Origin of the sequence: Rhizobium sp. WSM1274 (assembly GCF_025200775.1) — a bacterium.
GTDB lineage: Bacteria > Pseudomonadota > Alphaproteobacteria > Rhizobiales > Rhizobiaceae > Rhizobium > Rhizobium leguminosarum_I.
Map to the genome: position 1 here is coordinate 13,348 of NZ_CP104140.1, position 18,899 is coordinate 32,246.

An 18,899-nucleotide genomic window follows, 5' to 3' on the forward strand; every position below is an offset into this window, starting at 1 on the left:
TGTTCCCTTACTGGCCGGCGTGTCTTTTCAGACGTGCAAAGAACGATGCTTCAGTCGATGAAAACGCCGACGCTTGCGGCGCGGCCGGCCGAGTCGATGACCGTCAGTTTCGAGTAGCCGCCGCCATCAGGCAGCCATTGCTGGATGCGCCGGCGGGAGAGATCGGGCAGCGGCTTGCCGTTGGCAAGCCAGCGGAAGGGGGCTCGGCCGCCCTGGAGCTTCAGCATCAGCGGTGACAGGTTGCCTTGCCTAGCGCCGAGATCGACATGCGCGCCCTCGGGCGGATAGATAATCTCAGGCGCGGCCTCGTGGCCGGAGGTGAGCAGGCCGCTGGCATTGAGGGCAAAACGCCGCTGGCTGATCGGCAGCTCGGACTGGGCGATGCGTACGGCGCCTGCAGGCGGGCGGGGCATCGGCGTCGTCGCGATGCCTGACTTGGCGAACCCTTCAAAGAGGATGGGCGCGGCGGTACCATAACCGGTCAATCCCGGCACGGCGCTGTTATCAGGCCGTCCGACCCAGACGCCGAGCACATAGCGCCCGTCATAGCCGACCGACCAGGCGTCGCGATAGCCATAGCTCGTGCCGGTCTTGTAGGCTATGCCGCGCTGCGGCGCGCCGACGGGGGGGATGACGCCGGAGAGAATATCGGCGACGTTCCAGACCGCGACCGGCTCCAGCAGCGGTTCGCCGTCGAGCTTGCCCGGTGCGCCGGTGACGCCGTCGCCGAGCCTTGCCGGTTGGCCGCGATCGGCGAGCGCCGTATAGAGCTGCACCAGATCCTTCAGGGTGATGCCGACGCCGCCCAGCCCGATCGCAAGCCCCGGCGTCTCATTCGGCGGCAGGACCGGCCGTACCTCGGCGCGGCGGAAGCGTGCCATCAGCCGTGACGGCCCGACGGCATCGAGCAGCTTGACGGCCGGCACATTTAGCGAAAGCTGCAGCGCCTCGCGCACGGTAACGTCGCCCTGATAGCTCATGTCGAAATTGCGCGGCCGGTAGCCGAAGAAATCGGCGGGGCGGTCTTCGATGATCGTCTCCTGGGACACTAGGCCCTGTTCGAAAGCCAGCCCGTAAATAAAGGGCTTCAGCGTCGAGCCTGGCGAGCGGTTCACGCGTGTCATGTCGATCCAGCCGGAGCGGCTGGCATCGAAATAATCGGCCGAGCCGACCTCACCGACGATCGCGCCCGTCTGCGCATCCGCCATCACCATGGCAAGCGAAAGCTTCGGCCCGAGCTTGAATGCCGCTGCCCGCGCAACCGCCTCCAGCCCCTGCTGCACCTGCCTCTTCAGTGTCGTCTGATACTTGAGGACATCAGGCTCCTTGCGCAGTGCTGCTTCGGCGACATGGGCGGCAAGTGCCGGCAATTGCATGCGCTGGGGCGGGACCGCGACGCCTTCGGCCCGTTCCGCCTCGCCGTCACCAACGGCTCTGGCGACCGCCACCCGATCGAGGACACGCTTGCGTGCCTCCTCGGCTGCCTTGAGATTGCGATCCGGCCGGCGTCGTTCCGGCAATTGCGGCAGGGCGACAAGCAGGGCTGCCTCGGCGACCGTGAGGCGGCGTGGTTCCTTGCCGAAATAGGCAAGGCTTGCGGCGCGCACGCCTTCCAGATTGCCGCCATAGGGCGCATGCGTCAGATAGAGGTCGAGGATCTCTTCCTTCGACAGCCGCCGTTCGATCTGCACGGCGCGCGCCAGTTGCAGCAGTTTTGCCGAAAGCGAGCGGCCTTCGCGCGGCTCGATCAGCCGCGCCACCTGCATCGACAGCGTCGAGGCGCCGGAGACGATGCGGCCGTTGCTGACCAGTTGCACGGCAGCGCGCCCGAGCGCCCAGAGGTCGATGCCGCCATGTTCGTAGAAACGCTGATCCTCATAGGCGATCAGCATGCGCAGGAATTGCGGATCGACGTCGGAGACCGCCGTCTTCAGCCGCCAGCGGCCTTCCGACGTTGCAAACGCACGCAGCAATTGCCCGTCGGCATCCAGCACTTCGGCGGAGACGGCATTTGCCCTGTCGAGCGGCGGCGGAAAGGTCTTGTCGGCGGCATCGAGCGCAAAGAGAGCCGCACCGGCAAGAACGATGCCGGCTGCGGACCCGATCGCAAACTTGTGCCACCGCCTCATTGTTGCGCCGTCACGACCTCCATCTTGCCGGTAGCCGTGCGGGCCGAAAGCTCCGGCCGGTACATATCCTCGACGCTTGCCGCCGGATGGTCGTAGGTGCCGGGGGTGACGGCGCGCACGACATAGGCGACGTTGAATTCGCGCTCGTCACCTTCTGCGCGGTTGAAGGCGGCCACGAAGCGATCGTAGCGGAATTCGTTATGGGCGGCGGAGATCTCGCCGATCCAGTCGAAATTCGTCATCTGCGCGCTGTCGACGAGATTCGGATTGTCGATCTCGAAGCCGGCCGGCAGCAGATCCGTGATGACGATGCGCGACGGCCAGGCATTGATTTCGCGCACATGGATGACGACGACGTAGCGCTCGTTCTGCTTCGCCTCGCTGACATTCGCCTCTTCGCCGTCGAGTGTGTAATAGGTGCGGTCGATGATGAAGCCGTCGCCGCCGGCCGGCAACGGCACGGTGGGCGCGGCGACGGTGGTGACGACGGCCGAAACCGCGTCGCCCGTCTGGTTGGTCAGCGTCAGCGGATGGTCGCTCAGCGCATCGCCTGATATCTTCGCCATGTAGGCACCGGTGTGCGGCGCGCCGTTGACATCGACCTTGAGGCCGTCGTCACCGCCCTGGATGGCGCGGGCGGCGAGCAGCATCCAGGCCTCTTCCTGGGTGCTCTTATATTTGCTGCGGCCCCATTCCTTGGTGACGGCCTTGGCAAGCTCCGGGATGACAGGCGGCACCGGCCGGCTTTCGGCGGCGAGCGCCAGGATCGCCGCACCATCGCGCAGGATCGTGCCATAGTCGGTACGCGACAGGTTCACGCGTGACACCATCGACTGCTCCGACATCTGCAGCGCGTCGAGGAAAATGGTCTTCGAACGCTGCGCATCGCCATAGAGCGCCAGTGCGGCGGCGATATGCGCCTTGGCGAGCGGCGTCGGGAAGTCGTTGATCATCGTATCGGCATAGTAGCGCAGATCGCTGATCGCAGCCTTCTTGTTGCGGGCAAGCACGTAGATGGCATAGGCGATCTGGTCACCCTGGCCCTTGATGTCGGTTGTGTAGGACAGCGTGTTCTGCAGGTTTTCGAGCGCCTGCACGAAAGCCCTTTCCGGCACGTCGTATTTCATTTCGCGGGCCCGCGTCAGGAAATCGGTGACGTAGGAATCGAGCCAGACATCGCCCGAATCCGGTCCCCAGAGACCGAAGCTGCCGGCCGAGGCCTGATAGGAGAGCACGCGGTAGATCGCATCCTGGACGCGCTTCTTCACATCGTCGTCGTTTTCCATGCCGGCCTGCTTCGCCACTTCGGCGAGATAGAGCAGCGGCAGCGCCCGGCTGGTGGTCTGCTCGGCGCAGCCGAAGGGATAGCGGTCGAGCGTCATCAGCAGGGCTGGGATATCGAAGGCGGCAGAACGGGTGACGTTGACGCTGATCGAGGCGCCGGGCAGCACGCTGTCGGCGAGCAGGTTCTTGTCGACGGTGAGCTTTGCCCCGGGCTTCAGCGCCAGCACCCTGCGTTCGGTGATCGGCAAGGAGGCCGGGCGCACCGGCACGTCGAGGTTCTGGTCGAGCGAGAGGCCGGAAGCGTCGGAGAGGTTGATCGAGACGCTGCCGGCGCCCGGCTGTTTGCCGATGAGCGAAAGCGTCAGCTCGGATTTCGCGCCGGCCTCGAGACGGATCGTCTGCGAGGCGGACGCTTGCTCGATGCCGACCGCGTCATTGCCGGTCAGCTGCAGTTTGTAATCGCCGGCTGGCGCATCGGTGTTGGCGATGTCGAGGCGCAGATTAGCCTTGTCGCCGGGGGCGAGGAACTTCGGCAGGCTTGCAGTCACCACGACAGGATCGCGGATGATGACATCCTTGACGCCGTGGCCAACGCCTGATTTCGACCAGGCGACCGCCATCACGCGCGCCGTGCCGTTGAATTGCGGGATGTCGAAGGAGACATTGGCCTTGCCTTCGGCGTCGAGCTTCACCGGCCCGGAGAAGAAGGCGACGAGCTTCTGCGTCGGCGGGCTTGCCTGCAGCGCGATGGCACCGCCATCGCCACCGGTCCGGAGCTTGCCAGTCGCACCCAGCGAGCCGTCGATCAGGCGGCCATAGAGGTCGCGGATTTCAAGGCCGAGCTGGCGCTGGCCGAAATACCAGTCTTCGGGATTCGGCGGTTCGTAGCGCGTCAGGTTGAGAATGCCGACATCGACGGCGGCAACCGTGACATAGGCATCCTCGTTGGCGCCGGCGCCCGCCACCTGCAGGCCAATATTCAGCGGTCCGCGCGGCAATATCTTTTCGGGCGTGTCGAGCGTTACCTGCAGCGCGCGCTGTTCAGGATCGACTTTCAGCCATTTGATGCCGATCGAGCGCATCGGCATGTGGCTGTCCTGCGCGTCGCCGGGGCGGAAGAGCGTGGCGGTCACATATGCGCCGGCACCCCAATCAGCCGTGACGGGGATGTCGACCTCGCCGCCGGTCTCGCCGATCGTGGCATTCTGCACCGCCACCAGCTTTTCGGTTCCGGCCGTCACCATCAGCTCGCCGCCATAGCGCGAGGTGACTTTGAGCTTGGCGGTTTCGCCGATCTTGTAGCTGTCCTTGTCGAGGGCGATCTCAAGCCCGTCGGGCGTTTCGGTCGAGGTCGAGGTCACGAACCAGCCGGCGTCGAATTCGACGCTGGAAGTCGGGCCGTCGGCATCCGGGCTTTCCACTTCGAGACGATAGCGGCCCCAGCTCACCGGCACGGAGATCTTGCCGCCGTCCATCGTCGCGTCGACGCTGCCGTTGGAGACCTGCTCGGCGGTGTAAACAGGCTCGTATTTCCAAGCCGTTCCCTCGCGATACCACTGATATTCGCGGTTGAGGCTGTAGAATTTCCAGCGCAGGCTCTTCGTCTCCTGCTTCTGTCCATCGGCCTTGACGCTGATCACCGTGAAGTTGGCGATCGCGTTCTCCGGCAGATCGTCGGAAAATTCCGGCTTGATGCCGATCGAAGCGCGCTCGTTCTTCACCGGAATGGTCAAAGAGCGCTCGATGGCGCGGCCGCCCGCCTCCTGCATGCGCATATAGACGGTGGCGTTCAGCAACTGTGTCGTTGCCGGCAGTTCGCTGATGGTGAGATCCGTCGAGGCTTCGCCGTTCTCGTCGAGTTCCGGCAGGCCGTCGATCGGCAGGCGCGAATCTTCGCTCGCCTCTTCGTCGGCGAGGCCGAAGAGGAAGCCCTTGTAGGCCGCACTCTCGCGCGTCGGCTTGACGACGACGTCGCCTTCGAGCGTCAGGCCGGCGGCCGGGGCGCCGTAGAGATATTTGCCCGAAACGGTGATCGTCGCCGGCGTGTCCGGGCCGACTTCCTTGGCCTCGGTCTTGATCTCCATGTCGGTGCGATCGGGGACGAAATCGTCGACGAGGAAGCTCTTGGTGGCGATCGCGCTGCCCTTGGGATCGGTATAGATGTTCATCGTCCAGGTGCCGCGCATGGCGTTTTCCTGGGTCGGGAAATCGACGCTATAGCCGCCGAGATTACTGGTCTGGCTGACGATCCGCCGGTCTTCGACACCATCGGGACGGCTGAAAATGAAGGTGAGCGGCAGGTTGTCGATGGCGTTGCCATCGGTGTCGCGGGCTAGTGCCTGGGCATGCACCGTCTCGCCGGCGCGGTAGATGCCGCGTTCGGTGAAGGTCAGCACGTCGATCGCGCCGGGTGCGGCGCGGCCCGTCACGCCACGGTCGGAAAGGTCGAAGCCGGCGCGCGTCATGTCCAGGAAGACGTAGTCCGACGCGCCGTTCCTGGCGGTAATGACGGCGGGCGTCAGCGCCGCCGTGCCGCGGATCAGGCCGGCGGTGAAGGTGGCTCGGCCGTTTTCGTCGGTGGTGGCGGTGCCTAGCACTTCATTGTTCTTGGCCAGCAGCTGCAGTTCGACGCCTGATATCGGCTTTGCCGAAGCGAGCGAGCGGGTGAAGACGTTGAGGCCATCAGTACCGGCATAGGTGGTGACACCGATATCGGAGACCAGGAACCATTGCGTCGCCTGCGAATCCCACTCCTGCGCGGGGCCGTTTGCTGCCGTTGCGGTCATCACGTAAATGCCGGGCTTGCGCGCGGGCAGCGCCTCGTCGACCGGAAAGCTGGTGACGATGTCCTTGTTGAGTTCATTGGCGATGTCGATGGAGCCCTGCCAGACGAGCTCGCCGCTCTGGTCCTGGATGTTCTGGGCGCTGTAGCCGTCGAGCTGGGACAGGAATTGCGAATTGGTCAGCAGCGGCGCGATGGCGCGATCGCCGATGCGATAGAGTTTGAGGTTGGCCGAGGCCATGTTGACCGAGACGATCGGGATGCCGCGGCGCGCCGTCGACGGCAGCACGAAGCTGTCGCCGGTGAAACGCACCATCTGGCTGCGGTCCTTGATATAGACGTCGATGCTGACGGGGGCGTCGAGCGGCTCGTCGACCGACGACGGCAGGCCGGTGCGGAAAGCGATCTTGTAGGTCTGGCCATGCGTCAGCCCCTCGACGCAGATCTGCTTGTCCTTGGTTTCCAGCGCCTTCGGCGCTTGGCCGTTCAGCGTCACGAAGGGCGTGTAGTCGGTGGTCTTGACGAGCGCTTCTGAGAAGGTGACGCAGGCACGCGGCGTGGCGCTGTCGGCATCGACCGTGTGTTCGGTGATGCGGAAGCCCTGCGTCGATTTCAGCTGCAGGTAGGCGGTCTGCACGTCTTCGGAGGCAACCAGCGCCAGGCTCGCCTTGTAGGCGTCAAGCGCCGGACGGTAATTGGCGTTTCGGTCCAGGGCGTCGGCGAGGACGGCGAGCGCCTCGGCGCGCTTGGGCTTGGTGCGAGTCAGCTCGTAGCCGTTCAGCGCGTCGAGCACGGCCTGGCCGCTCGTATTGCTATCGACGGTACCCAGCGAAGCGGCGGCGCGGGCGGCTTCGAGCCAGAGATCAGCGTCGTCAGGTGTGATCGACAGCGCGCCATGGAAGGACTTCAGCGCGTCGGCCAGGTTGTTGCCGGTAAGGTCGATGCGGGCATTGGCCGTCAGGCTGTCGACACTCTGGCCATGCTGGTCGTCGGCAAGCTCCAGATTGTCCTTGAAGTCGCGGGCCTGCTGAATGAGGTCGTTGGTCAGGAAGGTGGGGCGCGGCGCGGCGCCGATATCCGGCTCCTGCTGGCCGGCCGTTTCGACGATCTTGCCGGCGATGGCGCCAGGAAAGGCGTTCATCGTCTTGAAATCGGATTTCAGGAAGCACCATTTCACCTTGGGATTGTAGGTGAAGGCCTTGCAGCTCTTGTCGCCGATGCAGGAGGTTTTGCACTGATCGAGCGAGACGTTCTGTTCGGTGCGAAGATCGAAGCCGAAGAAATCGGCGTCCTTGATCGTCTGGATGTCTCGCTTGGTGTCCGCAGCGGCGGCGGGAAAGCTGATGGCGATCATGGAAAATGCGATTGTCGCGAATGCGAAGAACGAGCGCACGGACATAGGTTCCCCCCGGAAATGCTGGCTCTGACCGGCGGCACTCTCCTCACTCCTCGCGAGATTGTCAACTCAGGTTGAGCGCTGTTTCATCTTCACACAGGCGCTTTCGTCTGGCTGTCACATCGGCGTGAGTGACCGCCTTGTGATTTGCGGCTTTTGCAAGGATGAGCAAGGATTTGGGTGATCGCAGGAGGTAGTGCCATGTCCCCGTCTTCCCACCGCAGGAGCCTTGCCGCGCTCCTTGCAGCCACCATTTTCTCGCTCGGTACGTGTGCTGCAGGCGCGGCCGAAGATGCCGTCGTCATCCCGCCGCCGTCCGTCGACGAGGCGGCCGGGCCAGGCACAGAGACCGCCATTTTCGCCGGCGGCTGTTTCTGGGGCGTCCAGGGCGTCTTCCAGCACGTGAAGGGCGTTGAGAGCGCCGTCTCCGGTTATGCCGGCGGCGACGCCAAAACGGCGCAGTACGAAACCGTCAGCACCGGCTCGACGGGCCACGCCGAATCCGTCCAGGTGAAGTTCGATCCGAAACAGGTAAGCTACGGCAAGTTGCTGCAGATCTTCTTCTCGGTGGCGCACAACCCGACGCAGCTGAATTTTCAGGGCCCGGACCGGGGAACGCAGTACCGTTCGGCGTTGTTCGTTGCCGATCCAGAGCAGCGTAAGGTTGCCGAGAGCTATATCAGCCAGCTCGACAAGGCGCATGTCTTCTCGCAGCCGATCGTCACCAAGGTCTCTGAAGCCGCAGGTTTCTATCCGGCCGAAGCCTATCATCAGGATTTCCTGACGCTCAATCCGACCTATCCCTATATCGTTTACAACGACCTGCCGAAAATCGAGAACCTGAAGTCACTGTTTCCCGCCGACTACCGCGGCAAACCGGTCCTGGTGATGAAGGTCAAAGGCTGATTAACCCTATCGGTGCTGGCATTATCGAGGCGGCAATGGTGCCGCCCTTTCTGCGCCACCTCTGTGCACTTAAGAATTTATCAACGTTAACAATATCTTAAATGCAAAAAACGGCGTTCCACGGCGGAACATATCGTTGAGTTGCCCGTTACCACCGTGAGTTTCGCGTGGGATAGGCTGTCGGAGCGGATCACTCGTTAGAAGTATAGGCGTAACCAAAGGGACGTATCATGGCCACCAATGTCGTGCGGCGCTGGCAGCGAGATGATCTCATGAAACAGAGAGTATTGATCGTCGAAGATGAATTCCTGATCGCGCTCGATCTCGAGGCGACGGTGGAAGGCATGGGCATGCGAGTTGCGGGCCTTGCGAATGGTCGCGAGCAGGCCCTGCGGCTGGCGCCGCTTGCCGATATCGCCTTCGTCGACGTCAATCTCGCCGATGGCCCGACCGGGCCTGAGATCGGCCGACGGCTGGCGCAGGAGCATGGCATTGCCGTCGTCTTCATGACCGGCAATCCCGAAGTGGTGGCTGACGGCGTCAAGGGCGCCGTCGGCGTGGTCCAGAAGCCGGTGATGCCTTCGGTTGTCGAGCAGCTGGTGAAATATCTTGCCGCGCGCCGTGTCGGCATGTTCGCGGTCGTGCCCGCGCAGATGACGATCTTTGCCTGATCGGCCGGCTTGATCTGCCGGTTTTATCTGAAAGTCCTGGTTAGCCTGATATGGCTGCGAGCTGCGGCGGATGGCCGGTCTTTTCAGCCTCTGCCCGGCCATAGGCCTTGAGAAAGGTACGCACGGCGTTGCGCGCCGCCTTTTCCAGCTCTTCATCGGTGGGCGTGGCGCCGAGAAGGATCATCATCTGCAGGTCGGCATTGCCGAGCGCCACGAATTGCCGGGCGGCAACGTCGAAATCATCGATGACGAGCGCTTGCTTGTGGGCAAGCCGCGCGAAAAGTGCGGAAAGTGCGGTGGTCAGTTTGCCGGGCCCCTGCTGGCGCCAGCCTTCGAAGAGGTGCGGATATCGCTCGCCCTCGGTCTGCACCAACTTGCGCAGAAATTTTCCGTCGTGGTTGCAGATGCAGTTCTTGTTGAGGCGCACGGCGAAGGCCGTCAGCTCGTCTTCCAGATTGTCGGGACGATCAGGAAAGGTCGACAACACGGAAAAGAGCATGGCATTGGCGCGGTTCATGACGTCCTCGACGACGGCGACGAACAGCGTTTCCTTCTCGCGATAGTGATTGTAGATCGTCTGGCGCGAGACACAGGCGACGGCGGCGATCTCGTCGATGCTGGCGCCGGCAAAACCCTGGCGGCAGAATACGTCGGCCGCGGCATCGAGGATCGACATGCGCTTGGCGCATTGTCCACGCTGCGTATGCCCTGTCATCCGGACTGCCGGTGTCATGCGATCTTTCATGCGATCGAAGATAAGACGTCTTGACGTATTAGACAATGGCGTCTATTTTTACATCCGTGTCCAAATTTGTTGACACTCCTGGTTCCAGCTGAGATATGAGCTCCCAACTTCGTCTTCGCGCGAACGATTATCATTGAACGGGCGCATCGGCCCGAAAATCGGAACCGATTTTCGGAAAGCACGATGCGTAGATTTATAGTGTTAGAGCGTCCCTTGTGCCTCCGAGAGGACGCACGGCGCCCTCAGAACAATGCGGCGAAGCGACAATCCGGTACCTCCGCTGCGCTATTATGAAAGATCACCATTATGACGGCTCCCTTCTTTCGCATTGCCCTCATTCTCGGCCTTCTGTCGGCCATCGGGCCTTTCGCCATCGACATGTATCTGCCAGCGCTGCCGTCCATCGGCCAGGACCTGCATGCCGATAACAACGTCACCCAGCTTACCCTTCTTGCCTTCTTCATCTCCTTTGCGCTCGCCCAGCTCGTCTATGGTCCGCTGTCGGATATGTGGGGCCGCAAGCTGCCACTTTATCTCGGCATCGGCCTATTCGCCATCGCCTCGATCGGCTGCGCGCTGGCAACCGACATCGAAACGCTGATCGCCTTCCGTTTCGTTCAAGGTATCGGCGGTGCTGCCGGTATGGTCATTCCGCGCGCCATCGTCCGCGACATGCACACTGGCGTGCAGGCCGCGCGCCTGATGTCGCTGCTGATGCTGGTCTTCTCGATCTCGCCGATCCTCGCGCCGCTGACAGGCAGCGCCGTCATCGAGTTCTACGGCTGGCGCGGCGTATTCTGGGCTGTGACCATCGCAGCCTTCATCGGCCTCGTCCTGCTCGCCACCCAGCTTGACGAAACCCGTTCGGCGAACGAACGCAACGGCAGCGGTCTGAAGAGCGCCATGGCGGCTTACCGCCTTCTGCTAACCGACCGCAATTTCCTGACGCTGACTTTCATCGGCGGCCTCGGCATTTCGAGCTTCCTCGTCTATCTCGCCAACTCGCCCTTCGTCCTGATCCAGCATTACGGGCTGACGCCGACACAATACAGTTTCGCCTTCTCGATCAACGCCGTGTCCTTCTTCGCGGTATCGCAGGCGACGGGCTGGCTCGGCGAGCGTTTCGGCCTCGTGCGCGTCATGCGGATTGCGGTCAGCGCTTACGCGCTTGCGATGGTCGTGATGGCGGTGGTGATGGCCTCCGGCTTCAACCAGCTGCCTGTGCTGGCGACCTTCCTGTTCATCAGCTACGGCTTCCTCGGCCTCGTCATCCCGACGAGCGCAGTGCTTGCGCTTGAGGATCACGGCGAGATCGCCGGCACCGCCTCGTCGCTGATGGGTACGCTGCATTTCGTGATCGCCGCCGTCGCCATGGTCATATCGAGCGTCTTTTTCGACGGAACAGCCGTTCCGATGGCCGTCGGCATTGCGCTCTGCGCCTTCTCAGCCTTCGCGCTGACGCAGCTAACGATCGGCCGCCGCGCCGCCGTCGCCGCTGCCGAATGATCTCAAGACAGGTCGCACCCGGTGTCCGGGTGCGACCCAATGATCCGGTCGCGGCCCTGGAGAAAATGCAACGTGCAATTGATTATCGGCAGGCTGCGCTATCTACGCCATGACGAAGCATGGTCATACCGGAGGATAACTTATGGTCGACGAGAAGCGGCTGATCTCGAAAGTCACCTGGAAGCTGATGCCGTTTCTCGGCATCCTTTATCTCATCGCCTATATCGACCGGCAGAACGTCAGTTTCGCCAAGCTGCAGATGGTCGATGCCCTCGGAATGAGCGAATATGCCTATGGTCTCGGCGCTTCGCTGTTCTTCATCGGCTATTTTCTTTTCGAGGTGCCGAGCAACCTTTTCCTCGACAGGCTCGGCGCCCGTGTCTGGTTCGCCCGCATTCTGGTCTCCTGGGGCATCGTCACCATCGCGCTCGCCTTCACGCAGAACGCGACGATGTTCTATATCCTGCGCTTCCTGCTCGGTGTCTGCGAAGCCGGCTTCTTTCCCGGCGTCCTCTATCTGCTGACGCTGTGGTTTCCCTCGGCCTATCGCGGCAGGATGGTCGGACTGTTCATGATCTTCAGTGCGATTGCCAATGCCGTCGGTGCGCCGCTCGGGGGCATACTGCTCGATCTCGACGGTCTCTACGGCTTTGCCGGCTGGGAGTGGGTCTTCCTGGCGACCGGTGTTCCGGCTGTGATCGCCGGCATCGTCACCTTCTTTTATCTTCCCGGCCGGCCTGAAAGTGCAAGCTTTCTGAGCAGCGAGGAGAAGGACTGGCTCGAACGCAGGCTCACCTCTGAAAATGCCGGCATGGGCGAGAATGCCGGAAACGCCTTCAAGGCGCTCATCGACCCGCGCGTCCTGCTGATGGCACTCTGCTATGTCGCCTTTCCGCTTTCGGCCTATGGCCTCAGCTATTGGCTGCCGACGATCGTCAAGGCTTTCGGCGTCAGCAACACGGTGAACGGGTTCCTCAACATCGTTCCCTGGGTGCTGGTCGCGATCGCGCTCTATGCCGTTCCCGCCATGGCCGACAAGGCGCAATCGAAGACGCCCTATATCGTCATTCCCGCTTTCATTGGCGCCGCCTGCCTGCTGCTCTCGGCGCTGATCCCGAACCACACCTTGCAATTCGCCTTCCTCTGCGTCGCCGCTGCAGGGATCTTCGCACCCCAACCGGTGTTCTGGAGCCTCCCCTCCCGTTTCCTCAAGGGCGCGGGGGCTGCGGCGGGCCTTGCCGCCATCAATTCGGTTGGAAATCTCGGCGGTTTCGTCGCCCAGAACGTCGTGCCCTGGATCAAGGATGAGAGCGGCAGCACGATCGCGCCGATGTTCTTTCTCTCGGCCTGTCTTGCGTTCGGCGCCCTGCTGGTCTTCGTCGTCACGCGTCAGCTGTCACAGAGGGAGCATCCGGCGGCTCCAAGCCGGGTCTGATGCAGACACCCAAAAGTATCTACGCGATGGGCTTCAGGTCGGCAGCGTGAAAGCGTCGCTTTCGCCTGGAACGAGTTCCAGCGGCCAGATCCTGTTGCGGGCCCCCTGCGGATAATGATCGGCATAGGCCGGCATGGTGGCGAGCAGGGTTTCGCCAAGCTGCGCGCCGAGATCGCGCAGCGACATGCGGAAGGAAGTCAGCGTCGGCTGCAAGAAAAGCGTGCGCGGCTCCTCGCGGAAACCGACGATGGCGAGGTCACGGCCGGGCACGATGCCGGCCTCGGCAAGCCGGCGGTAAAGCCCGATCGCCATCAGTTCATGGATCAGGATGATTGCGGTTGGCCGCTGCGCGATCATCAGCAATTCATGGCCGGCCTGATAACCGCCCTGTTCGCTCGACTTGACACGGATGACGAGGGCCGGGTCGTAGGGGATGCTGTGCCGTTGCAGTGCCTGGCGGTAGGCGTCGAGGAAGAGGTAGCCGAGATTGATGTCGGAGGAGGGGACAGCCACGGCGATCCGCCGGTGACCTTTGGCGACCAGCCGGTCGACGCCGTGCGTCGCCACGCCCTCGAAATCGAGATCCACCCAGGTGTAGCTGCCGCCCGACGCGCTGCGGCCGAGCGCCACAAAGGGGATGCGGGCCTTCTCCAGAAGTTCGATGCGCCGGTCGGTGCGTCGTGTCGCAGAGATGATCAACGCGTCGACAAGCCGGCGCGCCACCATGCGCTTCAGATATTCGTGCGGGTCCTCGTCATCAGGGCAGGGCAGCATGACGAGATCGAGCTTGTGGCGGGAAAAGACGCTCTGCAGCCCGTCAGTGACGCCAAGGAAGAAATCGTCGCTGTTTTCGACCGTCTCGCGGCTCACCTCGAGCATCAGCCCGATGACGTTGGTCATGCCCTGGCGAAGGCTGCGGCCCGACTGGTTGGCGACGTAACCGAGCTCCTCGGCGGCGGCGAGCACGCGCCGGCGCGTTTCGTCGTTGACGTCGGGCTTGCCGTTCAGCGCACGGGACACCGTTCCGATCGAAATGTCGAGATGCTCGGCGAGCTGGCGGATTCCCTTCATGTTCGACGATTTTCCTCCCCACCGGATCGCGTTTATCCTTTCTTGCCACAGGATGGCGCCTGCGAAAAGCCGGGGGAGGCATTAGGCTCTGAAGCTCTGGCGGATGACGAGCTCCGGAATGACGCGTTCGTAACCTGGACGAGCGGCTGGCCATTTCGCTGCGCGAGTTCGAAGAAACTCGCCGGCGGCGAGCCGGACAGGATGATGGTCGCCTCGGCACGTTGGCCGGCGAGCAGCTCGTCTTCCGGCTGGCCGGTATTGACAAGGATCGAGATGCTGCCGCGTTTGATGAGCAGGGTCGCGACGATGCCGACCAGGCGGCTCTGATTGGCAAGAACGGCGCGCAAGTCGTTGATGTGGTAGCCGAGTTCTTGCGCCGCCTGCAGCATCCTTTCGCGCGTTGCAGGCGCCACGCTGGCGCCCGGCGTGAAGGTGCGCGAGACGGCGGAGCGCGAAACCCCCGCCAATTGCGCCACCTGCTCGGCGCTGACGAAGCGCATGCGTTCTTTCTTTGGCGTCTTACCGCCGTTCACTGGACCATCATTCATCGGCTTCAGCTATTGGTCGCCCCTAACAGCCGGATGACAGGCGGCCGAGGGCAGCCAGAAATTATTGCTGCGGAGAATGGCTGTGAACCAATCGCATTGGCCCGAGGCAGAACAATGGTCGTCACAAAGAAAAACCGAGGCTGCCCAGATGCAGCCTCGGTTGAGGGGCAAAAATCAGCGGCGACCGCAAATGGTCCCGGTGCGAACTTGCTACTCGCAGACCCGCACGGTTTCGGTATGATAACCGCCATCGTAGCGATTACGGACGTCGCGGTCCTCATACCAGCATCTTGGCGCGGGTTCGACATAACGAGGGCCATCGACATAGCGAGGACCGCTATTGGCGATTGCGCCTCCGATCAGCCCGCCGACGACGCCTGCGGCAACGCCGCCGGCGATGACTCGGCCGGTATTATTGTGATGATGGTGATCGCGCGCGGCAGCAGGCTGGATAGCCGATCCAACGAGGGCCGTCGCGATCAACAGGCTGCTAATAACTCTCTTCATGACATTCTCCTCAGTGGCATTCGCCCCGGATAAAAGGGAAATGCGGCAGCAACGCGTTTGTTCGTTCAAACTTTGCAAAAGTGTTAATTCAAGTCATTACACACCATCAAGTCGCCGACTGCGTCGCCGTCGTCTCCTCCAGCACGTCTTCGGGAATATCGTCGAAGGACGCATAGTTGAGGTTATAGAGCTTCGAATAGAGCTTGCCATTCTTCATCAGCTGTTGATGGTTCCCGCTTTCGATGATTTCGCCGTTCTGCAGCACGATGATGCGATCCGCCTCGCGGATCGTCGCGAGGCGATGGGCGATGACGAGGCCGGTGCGGTTTTCGAGCAGCTTCACCAGTGCCTTCTGGATCAGCATCTCGGTATAGCTGTCGATATTGGCCGTCGCTTCGTCGAGCACGAGGATCTTCGCATCCGCCACCAGCGCGCGAGCAAAGCTTAAAAGCTGGCGCTGGCCGAGCGAGAGATTGCCGCCGCGCTCGCCGAGAACGCTGTCGTAGCCCTCCGGCAGGCGCATGATGAACTCGTGCGCGCCAACGGCCTTCGCCGCCTCGATCACCTGTTCGCGCGTCGCCTCGCGCATGTGGTAGCGAATGTTCTCAAAGACCGTGCCGGTGAAGAGGAAGGGTTCCTGTAGCACCATGGCGATCTGAGCTCCGAGCGAATCCTGCGTCAGATCACGCACATCATGGCCACCGACCAGCACTTGGCCCTGCTGAACGTCGTAGAAGCGGTGGATCAGCGACATGCAGCTAGATTTGCCGGACCCCGTCGGCCCGACCAGCGCCACCGTCTCGCTGGGATTGACCTTGAAGCTGACGTGCTTCAGCACCGGATTTTTCGGATTGTAGCCGAAGACGACGTCTTTGAATTCCACCGAGCCGTCCATGTCGCGCGACAAGGCTTTGGCGCCAGGCGCGTCCTTGATGTCGACCGGCACGTCGAGCACTTCGGTCAGCCGTTGGCCAGACGCCATGGCGCGCTGCATCACCGAGTATTGCAGGGTCAGCGAACGGATCGGGTCGAAGAAACGCTGAATATAAAACAGGAAGGCGACAAGCACGCCGACATCGAGCGCCTGATTGAGAACGCGTGCGCCACCGACGACGATGACGAGTGCCATCGCTACGCCCGTCAGGCTGTCGACGATCGGCACCATCACCTGCGCATAACGCGCCGCCGTCAGATGCGTCTCGAGGTTGGCATGCGCCTTGTCGTCGTAGAGCGTGAAGTTGACGCCCTGCCTGTCCATGCTCTGGACGGCGCGCACGCCGTGGATCGCCTCGGCAAGCGCGCCGTTTGCGACCGAATTGGTCTCGTGCGCGGCCATGAAGGACTTGCGCGCCAGCGGCAACCAGAACAGCCGGACGATGAAGAGCACCGGCAGCACCGAGAGCGTCAGCAGCCCCAGCTTGAAGTCGAGATAGAGCATCACGAAGACGATGCCGAAGAGCAGCATGATGTCGCCGACGGAGAGCACCGAGGTCTCGAGGAATTCCTGCATCGAGTTGACGTCGCCCTGCAGGCGCGACATCAACCGTCCCACTTCGGTCTTGTCCATGAAGGAGAGCGAGACGCGCTGCAGATGCGAAAACATCGCCTTGCGGATATCGAAGAGCACGTCTTCCGCCACGCCGCCGACCAGGGTCTCCTGCGCGTAGCTCGCCGCATAGTTGATGAGGATGGCGATCGTGAAGGCGACGATCGACCAGATCAGCGCCGAAGCGTTGCCGCCCGGCGACATGCCGTGGTCGATGGCATAGCGGATGATTAGCGGGATGATCAGCTGCATCATCGTGAAGGTCAAAACGGCGACGACCGACCAGAGGACCTGCCGGCGATAGGGGCTGACGAAGACCCAGATGCGCTTGACGATGTTGCCGTCGAAGGCCTTGCCGAACATCTCCTCTTCGACGCGATGTGAACCGACGACTGCCCGTGGCGGGCGGCGTCCGTCCTCGCGAACGTCGGGACGCTCGGTTTCCAGTTCCTCGGCCATGTCATTCCTCCCGCGGCCAACACTTCAGGTTGCCTGCATAGTCAGTATTTTGTCCGCTCTTCTCCCCGCTGGGGAGAAGAGGGAGTATGCGCTAGGCGCTTAAAGCCTCGTCGCCCGGTCGCACCTGAAGGTCGTAGAGCGCCTTGTAACGCCCGCCGAGCGAAAGCAGCGCCGCATGCGTGCCGCGTTCGACGATCCGGCCGTCTTCGACGAACAGGATCTGGTCGGCATGCATCAGCGAGCTCAGGCGGTGGGCAACGATAATGGTTACGCGGTCTGCGGCGTAGCGGCGCATGGCGCTGCGGATGCGCTGTTCGGTGGCCGCATCGATCGCCGCCGTCGAATCGTCGAACACCATCACCGCAGGTCTCAGCATCAGCGCGCGGGCGATCGAAAGTCGCTGCCGCTGGCCGCCGGAAAGCGAAACGCCGCGCTCGCCGACGACGGTGCCGTAACCTGTGGGCAGGCCGAGCACGTAGTTGTGCAGCTGGGCGCTTTCGCTTGCGCGCTCGATGCGGCCTTCCTTCGCCCACGGGTCGCCATAGGCGATGTTGTTCTCGATCGTCGTCGTGAACAGGAAGGAATCCTGCTGCACGACGGCCACCGTCCGGCGCAGCGATTGCAGCGTCGCCTTGCGGATGTCCTGTCCGTCGATCGTGACCTTGCCGCCGCTGACGTCGTAGAAGCGGGGAATAAGATGGGCGATCGTCGACTTGCCGCTGCCCGGAGGCCCGACAATGCCGATCGTCTGGCCGCGGCGGGCTTCAAAGGAGATATCCTGGAGCACGGTGCGCTTTTCGGAACCCGGATAGGCGAAGCTGACATTCTCGAAGCGCAACACGCCGTCAGTGAGGTTGAGCTCCTTCGCGTCCGGCGCATCCTTGATCGCGATGTCGAGGTCGAGAAGGGCAAAGAGCCGCGAGCCGCAAGTGGAGGCGCGGGCAAAGGCGTTGACCATCAGGCCGAGCTGGCGCACCGGCATCTGCAGGATGGTCATGAAGGTCAGGAACGAAGCCAGCGTGCCGACGGTGATCTCGCCCGACATCACCTTGCCGCCGCCGATCCACAGCACCAGGCCCATCGCCGCGAAGAAAGAGAAGGTCATGGCGCTAGTATTGGTGACGCGGATGCCGACGCGCTGGTGTGCAAGCGCCAATGCGCTCTTCGACGCGGCCTCGAATTTCGAAATCTCGTGTTCGTGGGCGGCGAAAGCGCGCACGACGCGGATGCCGCCAAGATTCTCCTCCATGATGCGGGTCAGCACCGAAAGCCGCTCCTGCAGGTCGAGCCAGGTGGCACGTAGCCTGAGCTGCGTCACCGAGGAGCGCCAGCCGACGAAGGGCACGAAGCTTAGCGCCAGAAGGCCGAGCACGACATCGGTCGACAGCAGCATATAGGCGCCGATGCCGATCAGGATCGACAGCAGGATCATCCGGACGAGCGCCGTGGAAAAATACATGCGCACGCCTTCGAGATCGAGCAGGCCGACGGTGATCAGGTCGCCGGAATGCACGGTATCGTGAAAGCTGAAAGAGAGACGCTGGATTTTCTCGTAGCAGGCCAGCCGCAGTTCGTAGCCGATGTGATGGCCGACGGCTTCGCTGTAATAGTTCTGGACCATGGTGAAGAGGCCGCGCAGCACGCTGGCGCCAAGCAGCAGTAGCGCCGTGGTCAGAAGCGCGTCCTGTGCCACCTGGCCCGCCGCACCGCCGCTCATCGCCATCTGCGTGTGGTCGACGGCGCGGCCGAGAAGGCGCGGAATCATCAGCTGGAAGGTGGAGGCAACAAGCGTGGCGCCGATCGCAAAGCCGGATTGCCAGGGGTGGCGGAAGGCCATCATGGTGATGCGCACCAATGTGAAGAGGCCTCGGCCCCAGCCTGCCGCAGTTGCAAGCGCCATCGAAGCCGAAGGCT

Annotated in this window: 11 protein-coding genes and 1 pseudogene; 4 read left to right on the top strand and 8 right to left on the bottom strand. The window is 62.6% G+C overall.

What is annotated here, in order from left to right:
- Nucleotides 1-50 precede the first annotated feature (50 nt).
- Complete coding sequence (gene pbpC / locus N2600_RS29855; RefSeq protein ID WP_260299611.1) at nt 51-2,129, bottom strand: penicillin-binding protein 1C; 2,079 nt, start codon at nt 2,127-2,129, stop codon at nt 51-53.
- The gene (locus N2600_RS29860; RefSeq protein ID WP_260299612.1) at nt 2,126-7,594 is read right to left on the bottom strand and encodes an alpha-2-macroglobulin family protein; all 5,469 of its coding nucleotides are present in this window, start codon (nt 7,592-7,594) and stop codon (nt 2,126-2,128) included. Before N2600_RS29860 ends, pbpC begins: the two co-directional genes overlap by 4 nt.
- A gap of 198 nt (nt 7,595-7,792) precedes the next feature.
- Between N2600_RS29860 and msrA the strand changes: the two genes are divergently transcribed.
- Entirely contained in the window at nt 7,793-8,497 is a 705-nt protein-coding gene (msrA, locus tag N2600_RS29865; RefSeq protein ID WP_260111925.1) for a peptide-methionine (S)-S-oxide reductase MsrA, read from the top strand.
- Between the two features lie 230 nt (nt 8,498-8,727).
- Complete coding sequence (locus N2600_RS29870; RefSeq protein WP_017968559.1) at nt 8,728-9,168, top strand: response regulator; 441 nt, start codon at nt 8,728-8,730, stop codon at nt 9,166-9,168.
- Nucleotides 9,169-9,208: 40 nt separating this feature from the next.
- Here the strand turns inward: N2600_RS29870 and N2600_RS29875 are convergent, their stop codons facing one another.
- A complete protein-coding gene (locus tag N2600_RS29875) occupies nt 9,209-9,949 on the bottom strand; it encodes a TetR/AcrR family transcriptional regulator (protein ID WP_170262628.1) in 741 nt (246 codons plus the stop codon).
- Between the two features lie 270 nt (nt 9,950-10,219).
- Between N2600_RS29875 and N2600_RS29880 the strand changes: the two genes are divergently transcribed.
- Together N2600_RS29880 and N2600_RS29885 are read left to right on the top strand one after the other, a co-directional pair.
- Nucleotides 10,220-11,419, top strand: a complete 1,200-nt coding sequence (locus N2600_RS29880) for a multidrug effflux MFS transporter (protein ID WP_260299613.1) — start codon at nt 10,220-10,222, stop codon at nt 11,417-11,419.
- 142 nt (nt 11,420-11,561) lie between these two features.
- Nucleotides 11,562-12,854, top strand: a complete 1,293-nt coding sequence (locus N2600_RS29885; RefSeq protein WP_260299614.1) for an MFS transporter — start codon at nt 11,562-11,564, stop codon at nt 12,852-12,854.
- Nucleotides 12,855-12,887: 33 nt separating this feature from the next.
- On the opposite strand, the gene N2600_RS29890 is transcribed toward N2600_RS29885, so the two are convergent.
- The 5 genes and pseudogenes from N2600_RS29890 to N2600_RS29910 all read right to left on the bottom strand — a co-directional run bounded on the left by N2600_RS29890 (nt 12,888) and on the right by N2600_RS29910 (nt 18,885).
- Entirely contained in the window at nt 12,888-13,925 is a 1,038-nt protein-coding gene (locus N2600_RS29890) for a LacI family DNA-binding transcriptional regulator (protein WP_260299615.1), read from the bottom strand.
- Between the two features lie 74 nt (nt 13,926-13,999).
- Nucleotides 14,000-14,473, bottom strand: a pseudogene (locus N2600_RS29895) (LacI family DNA-binding transcriptional regulator); the annotation flags it as partial.
- 210 nt (nt 14,474-14,683) lie between these two features.
- A complete protein-coding gene (locus N2600_RS29900; RefSeq protein ID WP_017968186.1) occupies nt 14,684-14,980 on the bottom strand; it encodes a hypothetical protein in 297 nt (98 codons plus the stop codon).
- 106 nt (nt 14,981-15,086) lie between these two features.
- Complete coding sequence (locus N2600_RS29905) at nt 15,087-16,985, bottom strand: ABC transporter ATP-binding protein (RefSeq protein ID WP_162115178.1); 1,899 nt, start codon at nt 16,983-16,985, stop codon at nt 15,087-15,089.
- Nucleotides 16,986-17,076: 91 nt separating this feature from the next.
- Nucleotides 17,077-18,885, bottom strand: a complete 1,809-nt coding sequence (locus tag N2600_RS29910) for an ABC transporter ATP-binding protein (protein ID WP_020486261.1) — start codon at nt 18,883-18,885, stop codon at nt 17,077-17,079.
- Between the last annotated feature and the right edge of the window lie 14 nt (nt 18,886-18,899).

Coding starts and splice junctions, on each gene's coding strand:
- N2600_RS29905 (WP_162115178.1), bottom strand. CDS start 16,985: ATGGCCGAGGAACTGGAAACCGAGCGTCCCGACGTTCGCGAGGACGGA.
- N2600_RS29900 (WP_017968186.1), bottom strand. CDS start 14,980: ATGAAGAGAGTTATTAGCAGCCTGTTGATCGCGACGGCCCTCGTTGGA.
- pbpC (WP_260299611.1), bottom strand. CDS start 2,129: ATGAGGCGGTGGCACAAGTTTGCGATCGGGTCCGCAGCCGGCATCGTT.
- N2600_RS29885 (WP_260299614.1), top strand. CDS start 11,562: ATGGTCGACGAGAAGCGGCTGATCTCGAAAGTCACCTGGAAGCTGATG.
- N2600_RS29870 (WP_017968559.1), top strand. CDS start 8,728: ATGGCCACCAATGTCGTGCGGCGCTGGCAGCGAGATGATCTCATGAAA.
- N2600_RS29860 (WP_260299612.1), bottom strand. CDS start 7,594: ATGTCCGTGCGCTCGTTCTTCGCATTCGCGACAATCGCATTTTCCATG.
- N2600_RS29910 (WP_020486261.1), bottom strand. CDS start 18,885: ATGGCGCTTGCAACTGCGGCAGGCTGGGGCCGAGGCCTCTTCACATTG.
- N2600_RS29890 (WP_260299615.1), bottom strand. CDS start 13,925: ATGAAGGGAATCCGCCAGCTCGCCGAGCATCTCGACATTTCGATCGGA.
- N2600_RS29880 (WP_260299613.1), top strand. CDS start 10,220: ATGACGGCTCCCTTCTTTCGCATTGCCCTCATTCTCGGCCTTCTGTCG.
- msrA (WP_260111925.1), top strand. CDS start 7,793: ATGTCCCCGTCTTCCCACCGCAGGAGCCTTGCCGCGCTCCTTGCAGCC.